Here is a 14,189-nt window from a genome sequence, read left to right on the forward strand (position 1 = left end):
CGACGTCCACCCCGGCGCCACCGCGGCAGTCCACCCGAACCCGAGGACGGATCGGCCTGACGCGCACTGACGCACCGGTGGGTCCAGGCTGTACAACCACCCCTCGGAACCTTCCGCCCCGGGCGGAGCCTGCGGGCCGGGGCGCACCTCGGGGTCTTCAGCCCGGGCAGACCCTGCGGGCCTGGGCGCAGCTCGGGGTATCGGCCCGGGCAGACCCTGCGGGCAGGGGCGCACCTTGGGGTATCGGCCCGGGCAAACCCTGCGGGCCTGGGCGCACCTCGGGGTCTTCAGCCCGGGCGGGGCCAGCGGGCCTGGGCGCAGCTCGGGGTATCGGCCCGGGCGGACCCCTGCGGGCCTGGGCGCACCTCGGCGTCTTCAGCCCCAAGCGGAGCCTGCGGGCACGGGCGCAGCTCGGGGCCTTCAGCCTTGGGCGGAGCCTGCGGGTACGGGCGGAGTTGGGCGTCCTTCTGCCTTGGGCGGAGCCCTCCAGGGGGGCGGGTGCACCTGGGGGCTTACAGGCTCAGGGGGCCCGGGCGCAGCTCGGGGTTTTTGTCTTGGCCGAGTCCCCAGGGCCGGGCGCAGCTCGGGGCCTTCCAGCCTCGCCGGCGTTTGAGGCGCGGGTCCGGGCGGAGCCCGGGGAACGGTGGAAGGGCGGGTAGGGGACAGCTCCGCGCAGCGGCCCCCTCGACAACCCCGGCCAGGGAAGCGGCCCCGGCCCGAGGGGCGGGCCACCAGCCCCCGGAACCCGCGCCGGGGGCGGGGCGCCGGCCCGAGGAGCGCCCCCGGCCAGAGCAAGGTCCCGGCCCGAGGGGACAGAGCACCCCGCGGGGACACGGCACCCCGCGGGGACACGGCACCCCGGGGGCACGGCACCCCGGGGGCACGGAACCCCGGCGGGATTGGCCGGCCCCCCCCGGAGGGACCGGTCAGGCGGAGCGGTCCGCCACGGCCCACGCGGTCGCGGCGACGACACCGGCCGCGCCGACGACCGCCGGCCACGCCCCGACCTTCTTCGCCAGCGGATGCGCCCCCGCGAAGCCGGCGAGGTACAGCGCCCCCAGCCCGGCCGCGGCCGGCACCCCGCCGCGCTTGTGCCACTCACGCCCGGCAACGAGCCCGGCGGCGCCGAGCACGACACCGCCCAGCGGCCGCTTCTTGGTCCAGCGGGCCACGGCGTAACCGCCGACCAGCCCAGCCGCCGCCACCGCGGAACTCGGTACCCGAGCCATCTCGAACTCCCTCACACGTCGTGTCTTCCATGAACTGATCTGCCATGCCATGCCATGCCATGCCATGGCCGGCCCGACCCCGCCCCGCACACGGCCACCCGGCACCGCACCGCACCCACCCGTCAAACCTAACGCGGCCCCCTCGAGGCCCGCCGTACCCCCACCGCCCCGAGCACCAGCACCGCCCCGCCCACCACCGCGTCCGGCAGCGCCTCCCGTACCGCGCGCGGCAACAGCGCGACGACCCCGAGGACGAGCAGGAAGGCGAGCGCGCACCGCCCCGCCGCCCGCAGCAGTCTGTCCGTGTTCACGGGTTGCTCAACGCCCCACCCCCGTCCGCGACACGGACCACGCGGAGGCGATTTGTCGCACACACGCCGCTTCTGCGCATCACCGGACGCGGGAACCTCCTGCGCGTAAATTCGGTCTTCCAGCAGGAATCAGCCCAATCACCCCAGGAGTCGACACAGTGATCTCCTACGGACGCACCGTCCTGGACCTCGCGGACGAACTGGTCGACACCTACGCCGAGGTCTTCTCCGCCGCGCCCTGGAACGAATGCGAAGAAACCATTCGCCAGTTCTTGACCCGCCTCCAGACGGACGTCCGGCGCCCGGGGTTCCGTATGGCCTTCGCGCAGTCCGAGGCCGGCGTCGACGGGTTCGCCACCGGCTGGCTGACGCAGGCCCCCTTCCCGCAGCACCGCGCGTACCCGCAGGTCGCGGCCCAGCTCGGAGCCGAACGGGTACGAGAGCTGCTCGTCGGGGCCCTGGAGATCGACGAGCTCGCCGTACGGGCCCACGCGCGCGGCCACGGCACCGGCCGGGCCCTGCTCGCGGAGATCACCGCGGACGCCCCGCAGCGCCGGGCCTGGCTGCTGACCTCGCGGTTCGCCACCGACACGGTGGCCACGTACCGCCGCCTGGGCTGGCAAGAGGTGCCCGCGCTCCCCGGCACCCAGACGGGCATCGTCGTCTTCCTGTCCCCGAACCACCCGGGCCGCCTGAGCTAGACCGGGTGCGCAGCGGGCATACCCGCGGCATGATCACGCCCGGAACCGCCAAAGTGGCCCGCCGCCAGCTCGGCCTCGCCACCCGCCACCAGCTCACCGCCACCGCCGGGGTCCCCGGTGGCACCGTCACCTCCCGCACCCGCCCCGGCGGGCCCTGGCAACGCCTGCTGCCCCGCGTCTACCTCCTCCAGACGGGCCCGCCCGACCACCGCCAACGGGCCCTGGCCGCCGTCCTGTACGCCGCCGAACCGGCAGCCGACCCGCTCTCCGGCGAGACCGCCGCCCTCACCGGCGCCGCCGCCCTCTCCCTCCTCGGCATCCGCGACACCCCACCCGCCCCGGCCGACGTCCTGATCCGCGCTCCGCGCCGGCTCGCCGGCACCCCGCAGGTCCGGCCCCTGACCACCTCCCGCTGGCCCCGCACCATCACCGTCGCGGGCGTCCCCAGCGCCCGCCCGGTCCGCGCCGCCGCCGACTTCGCCGCCCGCCCGGGACCCGAGGCGCACCCCGACCGGATCCGCTCGGTGCTGGCCCAGGTCGTGCAGGCCGGCTGGTGCCACCCGCACGACCTCCACGCCGAACTCCGCAGCGCCCGCCTCCTGGGCCGCCCGGCGATCCGCGCCGCCGCCGGGGAACTCCTGGCCGGGATCCGCTCGCCGGCCGAGGCCCGGGCCCGCGACGCCCTCACCGGCACCGACCTCCCGGCCCCGCTGTGGAACGCCCGCCTCTACACCCCGGACGGCACCTTCCTGGCCAGCCCGGACGCCTACTGGCCCGACGAGGGCGTGGCCCTGGAGGTCGACTCGGCGGAGTACCACTACACCCGGGACGCCTGGCAGGCCACCCTCCGCCGCCGCCTCCGCCTGGAGGCCCACGGCATCCTGGTGGCCAGCGCGACCCCGTCGATGATCCGCGACACCCCGAATGAGGTCATCGAAGCCCTCCGCACCCTCCTCACCCTGGCCACCACCCGCCCCACCCCACCCAGGGCCACAGCCCGCGGCCACGAGCAGCTCACGCTCCCGTTCAGCTAGCCCGGGCGGCGGCCAGCAGGAAGGCCACGTCCTCGGTCCGCCCGGCGTGCTGGAACGCGGCCGCGATGTTCAAGACGGCTTGTTTGTCCGCGCGTTCGCTCACGCTGGCCAGTACGGCTTCGGCGGCGTCCTCCTGCCCGACGGCCCGGCAGGAGCCCACCGCTTCGAGGAGTTCTGCCGGCGAGAGGGTGCGTCCTGCACGCCACAGCAGCAGTCCCGCGTCGCGGTGACGGCCGTCGGTGAGGAAGGACAGGAGCGTTTCCAGCTCAGTCCATTCGGCGGCGTCGGAAGGGACCGCGCGCTGCCGGTCCCCTTCCGGGAGGGGGACCGGCAGCTGAGGCCTGGCCGATGCCCTGCGCAGGACGTGACGCGAAACCGCCCTTCTCTGCAGGGGCTGGCGCCCCCAAGGGCGGAGGGGGCGCCCTGCGAGATCTGCCGCCGGACGGGAAACCGGCAAAGCCGGCGGGCTGTCAGTAGTTCCGGGAGCGTTTGATTCCTCGTCGTGCGGGACGCACGCGCAGTGCTGGACGCGTGCCAGCCGCCTCAGTTCCAGCAGCTCACCGAGGGAGCAGGGCAGGACCGCGAGGTCCGCGCCGGAGCTTTTGAGGTCCTTCAGGATCGCGTTGAAGAAGGCTTCGACCTGGGGCTCTTCGGGGATCCTGCCGCCATTGAGGTGGTTGGAAAGACTGCTCGGCACGAGGAACCCCGACCTGGCGATCTCGGCCTGGGTCTTGTGGCTGCAGTCGCGCAGCTTGCGCAGCATCTGAACCAGCTCCCGGTGCGCAGCCGACAGGCCCCCAGGCAGTTCCTTCCATTTTCCAGTACGCCGCGGCATCCCCACTCCATTCCTCCCCGACCCCGGTATCTCACCAAAGTCTTCCGGCAGAAGGGTCTTTGGGAAACCGTCCGGAGTTTTCATCTGACCTCGATATTCCGTCAGCACTGGTTTTCCGGAGCGCTGTTGAGCGACAGTTACGGCGTTCGCTGAGGTGCCGGTGGGGCCCCTCCAGCTGCCCGTGTGGACAGCCGGACAGTTCAACCCTGACCAGAGTTAAGGAGATGGGCATGAGTCTTCCGTCCTGGACGGATGAGAAGTTCGGCACGATGAAGCGCGCGGCGCTGTGGCTCGTCACGGTGGTGGGGGAGGGGAACGTCTTCACGAAGGAAGACGTGAAGCAGGCTTTCCCCGGGGTGAGCCAGGCCGACCGCCGGGTGCGCGACTTGCGCGACTTCGGGTGGAGGATCGACACCAACCGTGAAGACCTGGGGCTGAACCAGCACGAGCAGCGCTTCGTTGCCCAGGGCGAGCCGGTGTGGGAGCCGGGCAAGGGAACCCGGCCGTCCTCGTCGATCACCGATACGCGTCGCCGCGAGATCCTGGCCCGTGACGGGCACCACTGTCGCTCGTGCGGGATCACCCCGGGGGAGACCTATGCGGGCACGTTCGTGTCCGCCCAGCTCGACATCGCCCGGCGGCCGGTCGTCCAGCCGGGCGGCGGTACCGAGGTGGAGCAGGTCGCCGAGTGCAACCGCTGCCGCGTGGGAGGGAAGGGTCTGACGGCGGACGCGGCGGCCGTCCTCGCCCGGGTTGGCCGGCTCGGAGGGCTGGACCGCAAGACCCTGACGGAGTGGGTGGCAGCCGACGCCCGCGAGTTCGCCGAGGTGGAACGCCTGTGGGCGGACTTCCGTACGCTGCCGGCCGAGGCCAGGAACAAGATCCGCGCGGCTCTGTCGCTGCCCCCGGTCTGACAATAGGTATACGAGTGGGGGCTGCGTGGCGCAGCGGCCCCCGCCTCTTCCCGCGCAACTACGCATCCATGGACATGCAGTCAGAGGAGAACGCACCGTGAGCATGGACTTCGGCCGGCCGCCCCGTGCCGCTGAAAACGAGGAACTGGTCGAGAAGCGGCTCAAGGAAGTCAGCGCGGGCGACGGCCTCCAGGAAACACTGACGGTTGAGTGGCGGACGAAGCCGCTGGTGGTCCAGGTCATCGATCTGCCGGTCGACCGGCTGTACTTCAACCCCTCCACGCACCGGATCCGGGCCCAGCGCAGCTTCGACCTGGAGCGTGACCGCCTGCTCACCGAGAACCCCTGGACGCCGGAGAGCCAGGACTACCTGCGGTACCTGCTCCAGGCCCTCCCCTCGAACCCGGCCAAGAGGGACGGGGATTTCGACGAGCTCAAGGCGAGCCTGAAGGAGTACCGCCAGAACGAGCCCGGTCTCGTCACGCGTGAAGGGATCCTCGTCAACGGCAACACCCGGGTCGCCGCGCTGCGCGAGCTCGGTGTGCCGAGCGTCCGGGTCGGAGTGCTTCCTGAGTCCTGCACCTGGTCCGACATCAACGCGGTCGAACTGTCGCTGCAGCTGCGCCACGACACCCGTCGGCCGTACTCGTACATCAACCGGCTGCTGACCATCGAGGAGCAGGCGGCGGCGGGCCGGCCGCTCGCCGATATCGCCAAGGACTTCCGGATCCGGACGGAGACCGCCGAGCAGGACCGCTGGGTGCTGTCCACGCTCAACGACCTCGTCGCGCGGTCCAAGACGGGGTCGGCACAGCTCAAGCTGCTGGACTTCGAGGACCAGCAGGAGAAGCTGCGTGAGCTCCACCGTGCCTTCATGAAGGCTGCCCGTCAGAATCCCGGGCAGGCTGACCTGCTGAAGGAGAACCGGCTCGCACTGATCGTGCTGGAGTTCTCGAAGACGGACGTGCGTCTCGCGGACGTGGACTTCCGCAGCCGGTACCTCCAGCGGCACCTTCCGGAGCAGCTCAAGCAGGCTCCCGCACAGCCCGCCGCCGCCCGCGTCATTCCGGGCCTCAACCGGTCTCTGCCGGCTGACAATCCGCACGTGGCGGCCGCGAAGGCCTTCACGAACACACTGCTGCAGGCGAAGGCCGTGGAGCGGGCGCCCGAGGCGGTCAGCCAGCAGGAGTCCGACGAGGCGGCCGAGCTGTGGCGGCAGGCGAGGGAGGCGGTGGAGGAAGCGCTCGTGCCGGCGGGCAAGGACGCCCGTGTCCGCAAGCGCAAGCAGGCTGCACCGGACCGCCTGAACGACGCCGTCCAGGACATCGAACAGTGCGTAACGGACATGACCCTCGCCCGGGCTTCGCGCAACCTGGACGAGGAGACGCTCGACGAGGCGATCCTGGCGCTGAGGGCCAGTCTCGTGAAGCTCGCCCGTGAGGCGTCGCGCATCGAGGAACCCGGGGACGGCGTGGTGTGGCTGCTCGGGGCCGTGCAGCGCAAGGAGGAGGAGTGACCGAGCCGTCACTGCACCTGGCCTTTGACGTCTCCCGGACGAAGGCCGTACTCCGTGCTGCCGAGCCGTTCGGTGCTGACCTGACGCACGTGGCCACAGCCTTCCCGGTCGGCGGACAGCGCGGCCCTCACATGCTGGAGGTCCCGCTCGATGACTTCCTCGCGGGTCTGCACGTGCTGTCGGAGTGGCCGGCCCCCGATTCCGTCGAGTGGGACGAGGACCTGCTCGCGCTCGTCAGCGATGTCTTCGACGACGCGGACCAGGCTGCCGCCTGCCTCGATGAGGCACCGCAGGCCGACGGCACCGGCAGCGCCGGTTCAGCGGAGGCCGCCGCGGTCCCCGGTCTCCTCGGTGATGACTGGCGCGCTGACCTCACGGGCTTCCAGCGGCGGGACATCGCCAGGCTGCTCGCCATGAGGCACGGCGCGAACTTCAGTGTCCCCGGCGCCGGCAAGACCAGGGTCGGTCTGGCCGTCTACGCGGCGATGAGGGAACGCGGGACGGCCCGGCGGCTGCTCGTCGTGAGCCCCAAGTCGGCCTATGAGTCCTGGATCTCCGAGACCCTGGAGTGTTTCGGGAACCCGCCGCTGACCACCGTCATGGGCAGGACGCCGGATCCGCACGCCGAGCTCCTGATCGTCAACTACGAGCGCCTGGACCGCTCGCTGACGGGACTGGCCGGGTGGCTGCGCGCTGCCCCGTCGATGGTGATCCTCGATGAGGCGCACCGGATGAAGCTGGGGGCCGAAGGGATCTACGGGAGCGCCTGCATGGCGCTCGGCCCGCTGAGCCGGCGCCGTCTGATCCTCACAGGCACCCCGGCTCCCAACGGTGCCCGGGACCTGGAGAACCTGCTGTCGTTCGTCTGGCCCGGCCACGGCCGCCGGGTGGTGACACAAGCGGTGGCGGGCGGCGACCTGGCCCACGCGAGTTCCGTACTCCGTCCGCTGTTCACCCGCACGACGAAGAAGGAACTGGGACTGCCACCCTTCCAGCCGGTCATCCGGACGGTGCCGCTGGAGGGGCTGCACAGGGAGATCTACGACGCCCTCGTCGGGCGGTTCACCGCGCGCGCCGAGCTGTCGAGGGAGGACTTCGACGCCCTGGGCAAGGCGATGCTCCGGCTGCTCATGGCCGCTACCAGCCCTGCCCTGCTGGTAGAGGGAAGCAGCAGGCACGAGGCCCTCAATTTCCAGGTGCCGCCCCTGGACATTCCGCAGGACGAGCCGCTCTACGGTCTGCTGCAGCGGCTTCCTCAATATGAGATGCCGCCCAAGTACCGAGAATTGAGGGAGATCGTTTCCAGGAATGCGGCAGCGGGTCGCAAGACCCTGGTGTGGTCGACCTTCGTTCGTAATATCACGAGCCTTGAACGGCTGCTGGGCGAGTTCCAGCCCGCCGTGGTGCACGGTGGCACGCAGGACCGGGAAGATCAGATCAGCCGGTTCCGCAACGACCCGGACTGTCTCGTGCTGATCTCCAATCCGGCCACGCTGGGTGAGGGCATCAGCCTGCACCGCCACTGCCATGACGCTGTTTACGTGGACCGGGATTTCATGGCAGGGCGGTTCCTGCAGAGCCTGGACCGTATCCACCGTCTCGGGCTGGCCCCGGATACTGAGACCCGCGTCACGGTGCTCGCGTCCGAGGGCACTATCGACGAGGTGGTCGCGCTGCGCCTTGCGGAGAAGCTGGAGTTCATGGGGGCCATCCTGGACGATCCTTCGGTGCGGCAGCTGGGCGACCTCCAGGACGAGCAGCCGGTGACCGCCGGCATGGACGAGGCCGACATGCGCGCCCTCCTGGAGCACGTGCGGGTCGCCGGAGTCCGCTGAGAAGCCGCGGCCGGGTGTGCCGGACGAGGGCTGGCGCACCCCGGCGGACCGAGGTGTCCCCTGGTGTCGGTGGCAGATGCGACACTTGCCTGTCTGCATCTGCTACACCAGGAGGACTCGATGGGCGCCCGCGACGACGCGCTGACCTCGATTGAGATTTGTGCCGGCGCCGGGGGGCAGGCCATCGGCCTCCACCAGGCGGGTTTCAAGCACCTCGCACTCGTCGAGATCGACCAGTACGCCGCAGCGACCCTGCGGCGCAACATCGCCCACCGGGACGGCTGGGAATTCGAGCGGGATTTCTGCGACATCATCGAGGGCGATGTCAATGACTTCAAGCCGACAGTGCAGCTGGAGAAGGCTGTGAAATTCCTCGGCCACTCCGTGAAGGAGGGGGAGCTTGACCTCCTTGCAGGTGGCGTTCCCTGCCCGCCTTTCTCGCATGCGGGAAAGCAGCTGGGGAAAGATGACGAACGTGACCTTTTCCCGCGGATGCTGCAGCTCGTAGATGAGCTCCGGCCCAAGGCGGTCATGATCGAGAATGTCCGCGGCATCAAGGACGACAAGTTCACCGAATACCGGGACTGGGTCGAGGCGCGCCTGCAGGGCGGAATGGCCGTGGATCCCGTGACGGGTGTCCGCAGCGAGCTGCCCGGTGCCGGGTACAAGGTATGCGGCTGGGAGGTCCTGGAAGCCAGCGATTTCGGTGTGCCGCAGCTGCGGCCGCGGGCGATCCTCGTCGCCATCCGCGCGGACATCCCGGGCGTTGACGATTTCCAGTGGCCCGTTCCGAACGCCAAGGTCACGACGGTGGGCCAGGCCCTCGATGAAACGATGGAAGAGCGGTACCAGCCGTTCATCGCGAAGGGCGGCGCGCTGGGTCAGAAGGCCGCCAAGGCGCTGAAGGACTGGCGCAGGGACGCCACCGGTATCGCCCCCACCCTCGTCGGAGGCTCCAAGAAGCACGGCGGAGCTGACCTCGGGCCGAGCCGGGCCAAGGCGGCCTGGGCGAAGCTCGGAGTGAATGCCCTCGGCGTAGCCAACGCGCCGAAGGACGTCCTGAAGAAGGACAGCGCGGACCGCGACCTCTTCCGCGCGGGCGGACCCATGCTCACGGTCACCCAGGCCGCGATCATCCAGGGCTTCCCCGCGGAATGGGACTTCGAGGGAGACCCGTCCGAGGGCAGGCTCCCCGGCAAGACCGCGCAGTACCGCCAGGTCGGCAACGCCTTCCCGCCGCCCGTGGCCCGCGTGGTCGGTGAGGCCATCGCCAAGGTACTGCGAGGGCCGCGCACGGAGGGTGCGCAGGCCGGGAACTAGCGGCGGCGCTCCTGCACGGCGGCGGCGATCGCCGCCGCGCAGGCCTCCGATCCCTCGTGCTCCCAGAACCGCAGCACGAGCCAGCCGGCCTCCTCGAGCTGGCGGTCGGTGTCACGATCCCTCGCGATGTTCCGGGCGACTTTCTCCGACCAGTAGCCCTCGTTGGTCTTGGGCGGCACGTAGTGCTCGGGGCATCCGTGCCAGTAGCAGCCGTCCACGAAGACCGCCACCTTCGCCGGCCCGAAAACGAGGTCAGCCGTCCGCCGGAGCCTGGGAAGCGGCCGGGCGGCGACCCGGTAGCGCAGTCCCCGTGCGTGGACGAGACGCCTGATGACCCACTCCGGCTTGGTGTCCCGGCTGCGGATCGCCTGCATGTTGCGCCGCCGGGCAGCCGAGGAGGCCCAGGAGCCCTCAGGGGGCTGCCACTGGTCCGCTGCCGTCATGGGGTTGTCCTTCCTCCAGCCGCAGTGCGACCCAGTCCTCCGGCCCCAGCGTGATCTTGTGTGCGGCTGCAAGATCCTGCTGGTCGCGCCATTTCCCGCACAGCAGCGTAAGACCGTCCCGCGCGAGGTGCTTCCTGATGTTGCGGGCCCGGCGCAGCGGATCGTGCCTCCCAGCGCCGACCGTCGCGATGACACTGCGCGAAATGACCTGTCCCTCGAGGTAGCGGAACATCAGGGCGAAACGGTGCTCCTGCCCGGGACGCTTCGCGAGGACACGGGCTGCCTCCTCCGCCGTGAGCCGCGTCAGGGGGTTGACCGGCAGCGGCGTCCAGTCGTACAGCGGAATGCTCCACCGTTCCCGGGCGTCTACGGCGAGACCTCGTTTGCCGTCCTTGTTGCCCTTGCCGCGGTAGAGCCACGAGCGGTGGGCCCGGACCAGCCAAGACCGGTGCCGACTGCGCCCGAGCTGTATCTGCGTACAGATGCAGAGCTGGCAGTGAGCCTCTGACGGTATCGCCCAGTTCGCACCCACGGTCGCCTTGATGTCAACGGGCACCGACGCGATGCACGTGTCCAGCGGCGCCTGCTTCGGCAGACTGAACGACCGCAGCACTTCGTACTCGAGCTTCGCGCCCACCGACGCCCTCTCGCCCGGGTGGACATCAGGAGACGACAAGTCGTAGCGGCCGGTCCGTGCTCCGTCCAGGACGTAGTCGATGGAGTTGGCGATGGCTCTTGTGTACAGGCCGCCGACATCGAAGGGCCGCAGCCAGTCCAAAACAGCCCGGGCGTCCGGGTCGTCGGCGGGGGCGAGCAGTACGTGCTCGCCCGCGTCGGTGTTCGTACAGATCTCGCCCGGTCCCTGGAGGGCGAGACGCCCCTTGCTCATGCGCCCGCAGCTCCCACGTCTTCGCCGTGGCACTCCGCGTAGGGCTTGCCTGAGGTGCACCAGCAGGGGGACGTGGGGGTGGGGGGCCAGGGGGTGGCTTTGCCTCGGGCGGCCAGGGTGGTGGCGTATTCCGGGAGGAGGGCCGGGGAGGCCGGGGAGGTTTTCTCCGAGGCCGCGAAGGCTTCGTACGAGGGGACGCTGCCCGTCACGATGCCGAGGTTCGTGGTGCCGGAGGCTGACAGGGCGCGGAGGGAGGATTCCACGGACTGGAGGTGGGCTTCCCGGGTGGGGTACTCCGTCGCGAGGGTGGGGTAGCTGGTGAGGAGCTCGGACAGTTCGCGGGCCGGCCAGTGCAGGATCGCCACCGGGAAGGGGCGGGACAGGGCGGCGCGGCGGTCGCCGAGTTCGGCGCGGAGGCGGGCGATCTCGGCGCGGAGTTCGGCAGGGTCTTCGGAGCCCAGGGCCCAGATGCGCTTCGGGTCGTGGAGTTCGTCCAGCGGGATCGGGCCTGTGTGGCGGGTGTCGGCCACCATGTCCCAGTCGTCGTGGGGGAGTCCGAGGAGCCTGCGGACGCGGTGGCGGCCCGTCAGGAGTGCGGTGGTGGCGTGGGTGAGGGGGGTGTCCTCCGAGGTGAGGAGGGTGGCCGCCTCCGTGAAGCACTCGTGGGAGGACTCGAGTTCGTCGTGGGATTCCAGGGCCTCGGCGATGACTTCCCAGGGTGCCGGGTCCGTGGGGGCGGCGGCGCGGATGCCGGAGATCAGGGCACGGGCCTCGGCCTCGTGGCCGTACTCCCACAGGTTCGCGGCCTGGAGAGCCTTGATCAGGTGGGGGTTGGCGGGGGAGGAGGAGAGGAGCTGGTCGTAGAGGGCGCTCGCGCGTTCCCGGGCGTCGGCCAGTTCGAGGTGGGCCGCGGCCTGGAGGAGCAAGGGCTCCTGGTCCTCGGGGTAGCGGGTCGCCGTGCGGATCAGACGCTCGGCTTCGGCGGTGTGCTCGGCAGGCGTGTCGGGGCGCATGGTTCACACCGTACTGCTGCTGGTCAGTTGAGGGGGGAGGTCTTAGGGTGCCCGCCGTGCGGGATCGCGTGCGGGTGGTGGTGCAGAGGGGCGGCCGGCCGGTGGGGCGGGCGGGTCTGGTGCGGCTGTGGTGGGTGGGTGGCGAGGTGCTCACCACGGTGGGTGTGGTGGTGGCGCTGCTGGTCGTGCACCAGGTGTGGTGGACCAACCGGCAGGCCGCGGCGGCCGCGCAGGAGCAGGTCCAGGTGTTGGAGGAGGGGTGGGGGAGGTCCGGGGGCGTCGTCGCGTCCGAGTCCCCTTCCGGGGATGGGGCCGGGGCTCCGGCGGGCGACGGGGGTGGGGATCCGGTCGTTGTCGAGGGTGGGTCCAGCGGTCCTCCGGTGGCGCCTGCTCCGGGGAAGGGCCGCGGGGCGGCCTCGCCGTCGCCGCCACCCGGGGGGAAGGCTCCGGCGGGCCGGGTGCCGGCGCGGGACGAGGCGTACGCGGTGTTGCGGATTCCGCGGATCGGGCTCGCCGTGCCCGTCGCCGAGGGGGTGGACAAGCGGGCCGTGCTGGACAAGGGGTACGCCGGCCACTACGCGGGGACCGCGCAGCCCGGTGCGGAGGGGAACTTCGCGCTCGCCGGGCACCGGAACACGCACGGGGAGCCGTTCCGGTACCTGAACCGGCTGCGGGACGGGGACGAGGTGTACGTCGACGTGCGGGGGCGGCGGTACGTGTACGTGGTGGGGAAGGTGCTGGCGGAGACGAGCCCGGGGGACGTAGGGGTCATCGCTCCGGTGCCGCGGAGCGGGGTCAAGCCCGGGTACGGCTATGAGGTGGCCGGCTCCTACATCACGCTGACCACGTGCACGCCCGAGTACAGCTCCAGGTACCGGATGGTGGTGTGGGGGGCCCTCAAGACCGTTGTCAGTGCGGAGCATTAGTATCGGGCGTGGGTTCGACTTTCGAGGAGGGGGTGGGGATGGTGTTCGAGCGGTTCGTCCGTGCGCGGTCCTTCTTCGTCTCCTCCGTCCTGTCGTCCTCGCGCGTGGTGCGGGTGCTCGTCGCGCTGTTGCTGCTCGGCGGGTTCCTCGGGCTGGTGTCCGGGGACGCGGGGCTGGCCGCCGGGGTGGTCGTGCTGGCCGCCGCCGTCGCCGTGGGGGCCGCCGTGCTGGCCGCGTCCCTCGTACGGCCCGTGCCGCCGCACCGAATACGTACCGCGATCCGTGATCGCGAGCAGCGCACGGCGTTCCTGCCGCAGCGCGATCCCGACGCCTCGGGCCGGTCGCGGCCCAGGGCACCCGGCCGTCCGGTCCTGACGGCCGCGTAGGGGCGCGCAGTGCCTCCTGCCTTCTGCTGACCGATCGCTGTTGTCGCCCCTCGCGGGTCGTCACGCCGAAATGCACCTCTTTCGACGTTTGACGAGACCCCTCGGAGGGCCCGCGTGTCCGTTTTCACTGATCTTGTCGTCGAGCTGGGCCGGCTTCTGGAGCCGGTGCTGGCCGAGTCCGCGACCGCTGCCGCGATCGTGCTGTTCACCGTTCTCGTACGGCTGGCCCTGTACCCGCTGGGCCGTGCCGCGTTCCGTGCGGCGACGCCGGCGGCCGGCTGCCTGCCCATGCTGCTGCAGCTGCCGGTGTTCTACCTGATGTACCGGTCGTTCTCCTCGGGCGGGGAGCTGCTCGGGCACCGGCTGTTCGCCGCGCCGCTCGGGGCCCGCTGGACGGGGGCGCTGGAGGAGGGCGGCCCGTTCGGAGCGCAGGGGCTGGTGTTCCTCGCGCTGTTCGCCGCCATCGCGGTGGTGGCCGCCTGGAGCGCGGTGCGGGGGCGGCGGGCTGCCGCGGCCGCGCCCGTGCCCGCGCCCGTGCCGGTGCCGGTCGGTGGGAAGGGGGCTTCGCCGGCGCTGAGTGCCGAGCAGGTGGAGGCGATGCGGAAGCTGGGCGGCGTAGTGCCCCTGCTGTCGTTCGGGACGCTGGTGACCGCGGCCGTGGTCCCGCTGGCCGCCGGGCTCTACCTGCTGACCACCACCGCCTGGTCGGTCGGGGAGCGGGCCTGGCTCCAGTACCGGAAGGAGAGCGCCGCGCGTTCCAGTCTGTGAACGGGGTCTTGCGGATTGGCCGGACTTCTTGGAGGATCAGCCAATCCTCCGATGGCCGCAACCCATCGG

General features: G+C 71.2%; 15 protein-coding genes. 9 read left to right on the forward strand and 6 right to left on the reverse strand.

Annotated elements, in window-relative coordinates; genetic code table 11:
- Positions 1-926: 926 nt before the first annotated feature.
- Positions 927-1,229, reverse strand: coding sequence for a hypothetical protein (locus tag ABD973_RS20450; RefSeq protein WP_042800947.1), 303 nt, complete (start codon positions 1,227-1,229; stop codon positions 927-929).
- A 128-nt stretch (positions 1,230-1,357) separates the two neighbouring features.
- Positions 1,358-1,540, reverse strand: a complete 183-nt coding sequence (locus ABD973_RS20455; RefSeq protein WP_164720782.1) for a hypothetical protein — start codon at positions 1,538-1,540, stop codon at positions 1,358-1,360.
- A 158-nt stretch (positions 1,541-1,698) separates the two neighbouring features.
- Between ABD973_RS20455 and ABD973_RS20460 the strand changes: the two genes are divergently transcribed.
- Complete coding sequence (locus tag ABD973_RS20460) at positions 1,699-2,241, forward strand: GNAT family N-acetyltransferase (RefSeq protein ID WP_345501378.1); 543 nt, start codon at positions 1,699-1,701, stop codon at positions 2,239-2,241.
- 29 nt (positions 2,242-2,270) lie between these two features.
- Positions 2,271-3,275 (forward strand): hypothetical protein, encoded by a 1,005-nt coding sequence (locus ABD973_RS20465; RefSeq protein ID WP_345501380.1) that lies wholly within the window; start codon positions 2,271-2,273, stop codon positions 3,273-3,275.
- Here ABD973_RS20465 and ABD973_RS20470 read toward each other — a convergent pair.
- Positions 3,268-4,038 carry a hypothetical protein gene (locus ABD973_RS20470; RefSeq protein WP_345501382.1) on the reverse strand — a complete coding sequence of 257 codons (771 nt, stop codon included), beginning with the start codon at positions 4,036-4,038 and terminating at the stop codon, positions 3,268-3,270. The genes ABD973_RS20465 and ABD973_RS20470 overlap by 8 nt on opposite strands.
- Positions 4,039-4,340: 302 nt before the next feature.
- Between ABD973_RS20470 and ABD973_RS20475 the strand changes: the two genes are divergently transcribed.
- The 4 genes from ABD973_RS20475 to ABD973_RS20490 all read left to right on the forward strand — a co-directional run bounded on the left by ABD973_RS20475 (position 4,341) and on the right by ABD973_RS20490 (position 9,695).
- Positions 4,341-5,024 (forward strand): hypothetical protein, encoded by a 684-nt coding sequence (locus ABD973_RS20475; protein ID WP_125603463.1) that lies wholly within the window; start codon positions 4,341-4,343, stop codon positions 5,022-5,024.
- Between the two features lie 97 nt (positions 5,025-5,121).
- Entirely contained in the window at positions 5,122-6,540 is a 1,419-nt protein-coding gene (locus ABD973_RS20480) for a ParB N-terminal domain-containing protein (RefSeq protein ID WP_345501385.1), read from the forward strand.
- A complete protein-coding gene (locus ABD973_RS20485) occupies positions 6,537-8,375 on the forward strand; it encodes a DEAD/DEAH box helicase (RefSeq protein ID WP_345501387.1) in 1,839 nt (612 codons plus the stop codon). The genes ABD973_RS20480 and ABD973_RS20485 overlap by 4 nt, the downstream gene beginning before the upstream one ends.
- Before the next feature lie 120 nt (positions 8,376-8,495).
- Positions 8,496-9,695, forward strand: coding sequence for a DNA cytosine methyltransferase (locus ABD973_RS20490; RefSeq protein WP_345501389.1), 1,200 nt, complete (start codon positions 8,496-8,498; stop codon positions 9,693-9,695).
- Here the strand turns inward: ABD973_RS20490 and ABD973_RS20495 are convergent.
- Genes ABD973_RS20495 through ABD973_RS20505 form a run of 3 tightly spaced genes read right to left on the reverse strand, consistent with a single transcriptional unit; the run spans position 9,692 to position 12,040 of the window.
- Entirely contained in the window at positions 9,692-10,138 is a 447-nt protein-coding gene (locus ABD973_RS20495) for a very short patch repair endonuclease (protein WP_345501391.1), read from the reverse strand. The genes ABD973_RS20490 and ABD973_RS20495 overlap by 4 nt on opposite strands.
- Positions 10,107-11,027: a NaeI family type II restriction endonuclease gene (locus ABD973_RS20500; protein ID WP_345501393.1), complete on the reverse strand. Its 921-nt coding sequence runs from the start codon at positions 11,025-11,027 to the stop codon at positions 10,107-10,109. Before ABD973_RS20500 ends, ABD973_RS20495 begins: the two co-directional genes overlap by 32 nt.
- Positions 11,024-12,040 (reverse strand): SEC-C metal-binding domain-containing protein, encoded by a 1,017-nt coding sequence (locus ABD973_RS20505; protein ID WP_345501395.1) that lies wholly within the window; start codon positions 12,038-12,040, stop codon positions 11,024-11,026. The genes ABD973_RS20500 and ABD973_RS20505 overlap by 4 nt, the downstream gene beginning before the upstream one ends.
- Positions 12,041-12,087: 47 nt before the next feature.
- Between ABD973_RS20505 and ABD973_RS20510 the strand changes: the two genes are divergently transcribed.
- From ABD973_RS20510 to ABD973_RS20520, 3 genes are all read left to right on the forward strand, one after another.
- Entirely contained in the window at positions 12,088-12,966 is an 879-nt protein-coding gene (locus ABD973_RS20510) for a class E sortase (RefSeq protein ID WP_125821234.1), read from the forward strand.
- Between the two features lie 8 nt (positions 12,967-12,974).
- Complete coding sequence (locus ABD973_RS20515) at positions 12,975-13,352, forward strand: DUF6412 domain-containing protein (protein ID WP_241253245.1); 378 nt, start codon at positions 12,975-12,977, stop codon at positions 13,350-13,352.
- A gap of 114 nt (positions 13,353-13,466) precedes the next feature.
- Positions 13,467-14,120 carry a YidC/Oxa1 family membrane protein insertase gene (locus ABD973_RS20520; protein WP_125821233.1) on the forward strand — a complete coding sequence of 218 codons (654 nt, stop codon included), beginning with the start codon at positions 13,467-13,469 and terminating at the stop codon, positions 14,118-14,120.
- Positions 14,121-14,189 lie beyond the last annotated feature (69 nt).

Source organism: Streptomyces racemochromogenes (genome assembly GCF_039535215.1).
Taxonomy (GTDB): domain Bacteria; phylum Actinomycetota; class Actinomycetes; order Streptomycetales; family Streptomycetaceae; genus Streptomyces; species Streptomyces racemochromogenes.

What these genes read in the sequence shown, in the direction of transcription:
- ABD973_RS20465 (WP_345501380.1), top strand. Translation starts at nt 2,271, where the DNA reads ATGATCACGCCCGGAACCGCCAAAGTGGCCCGCCGCCAGCTCGGCCTC.
- ABD973_RS20475 (WP_125603463.1), top strand. Translation starts at nt 4,341, where the DNA reads ATGAGTCTTCCGTCCTGGACGGATGAGAAGTTCGGCACGATGAAGCGC.
- ABD973_RS20505 (WP_345501395.1), bottom strand. Translation starts at nt 12,040, where the DNA reads ATGCGCCCCGACACGCCTGCCGAGCACACCGCCGAAGCCGAGCGTCTG.
- ABD973_RS20450 (WP_042800947.1), bottom strand. Translation starts at nt 1,229, where the DNA reads ATGGCTCGGGTACCGAGTTCCGCGGTGGCGGCGGCTGGGCTGGTCGGC.
- ABD973_RS20470 (WP_345501382.1), bottom strand. Translation starts at nt 4,038, where the DNA reads ATGCTGCGCAAGCTGCGCGACTGCAGCCACAAGACCCAGGCCGAGATC.
- ABD973_RS20490 (WP_345501389.1), top strand. Translation starts at nt 8,496, where the DNA reads ATGGGCGCCCGCGACGACGCGCTGACCTCGATTGAGATTTGTGCCGGC.
- ABD973_RS20495 (WP_345501391.1), bottom strand. Translation starts at nt 10,138, where the DNA reads ATGACGGCAGCGGACCAGTGGCAGCCCCCTGAGGGCTCCTGGGCCTCC.
- ABD973_RS20500 (WP_345501393.1), bottom strand. Translation starts at nt 11,027, where the DNA reads ATGAGCAAGGGGCGTCTCGCCCTCCAGGGACCGGGCGAGATCTGTACG.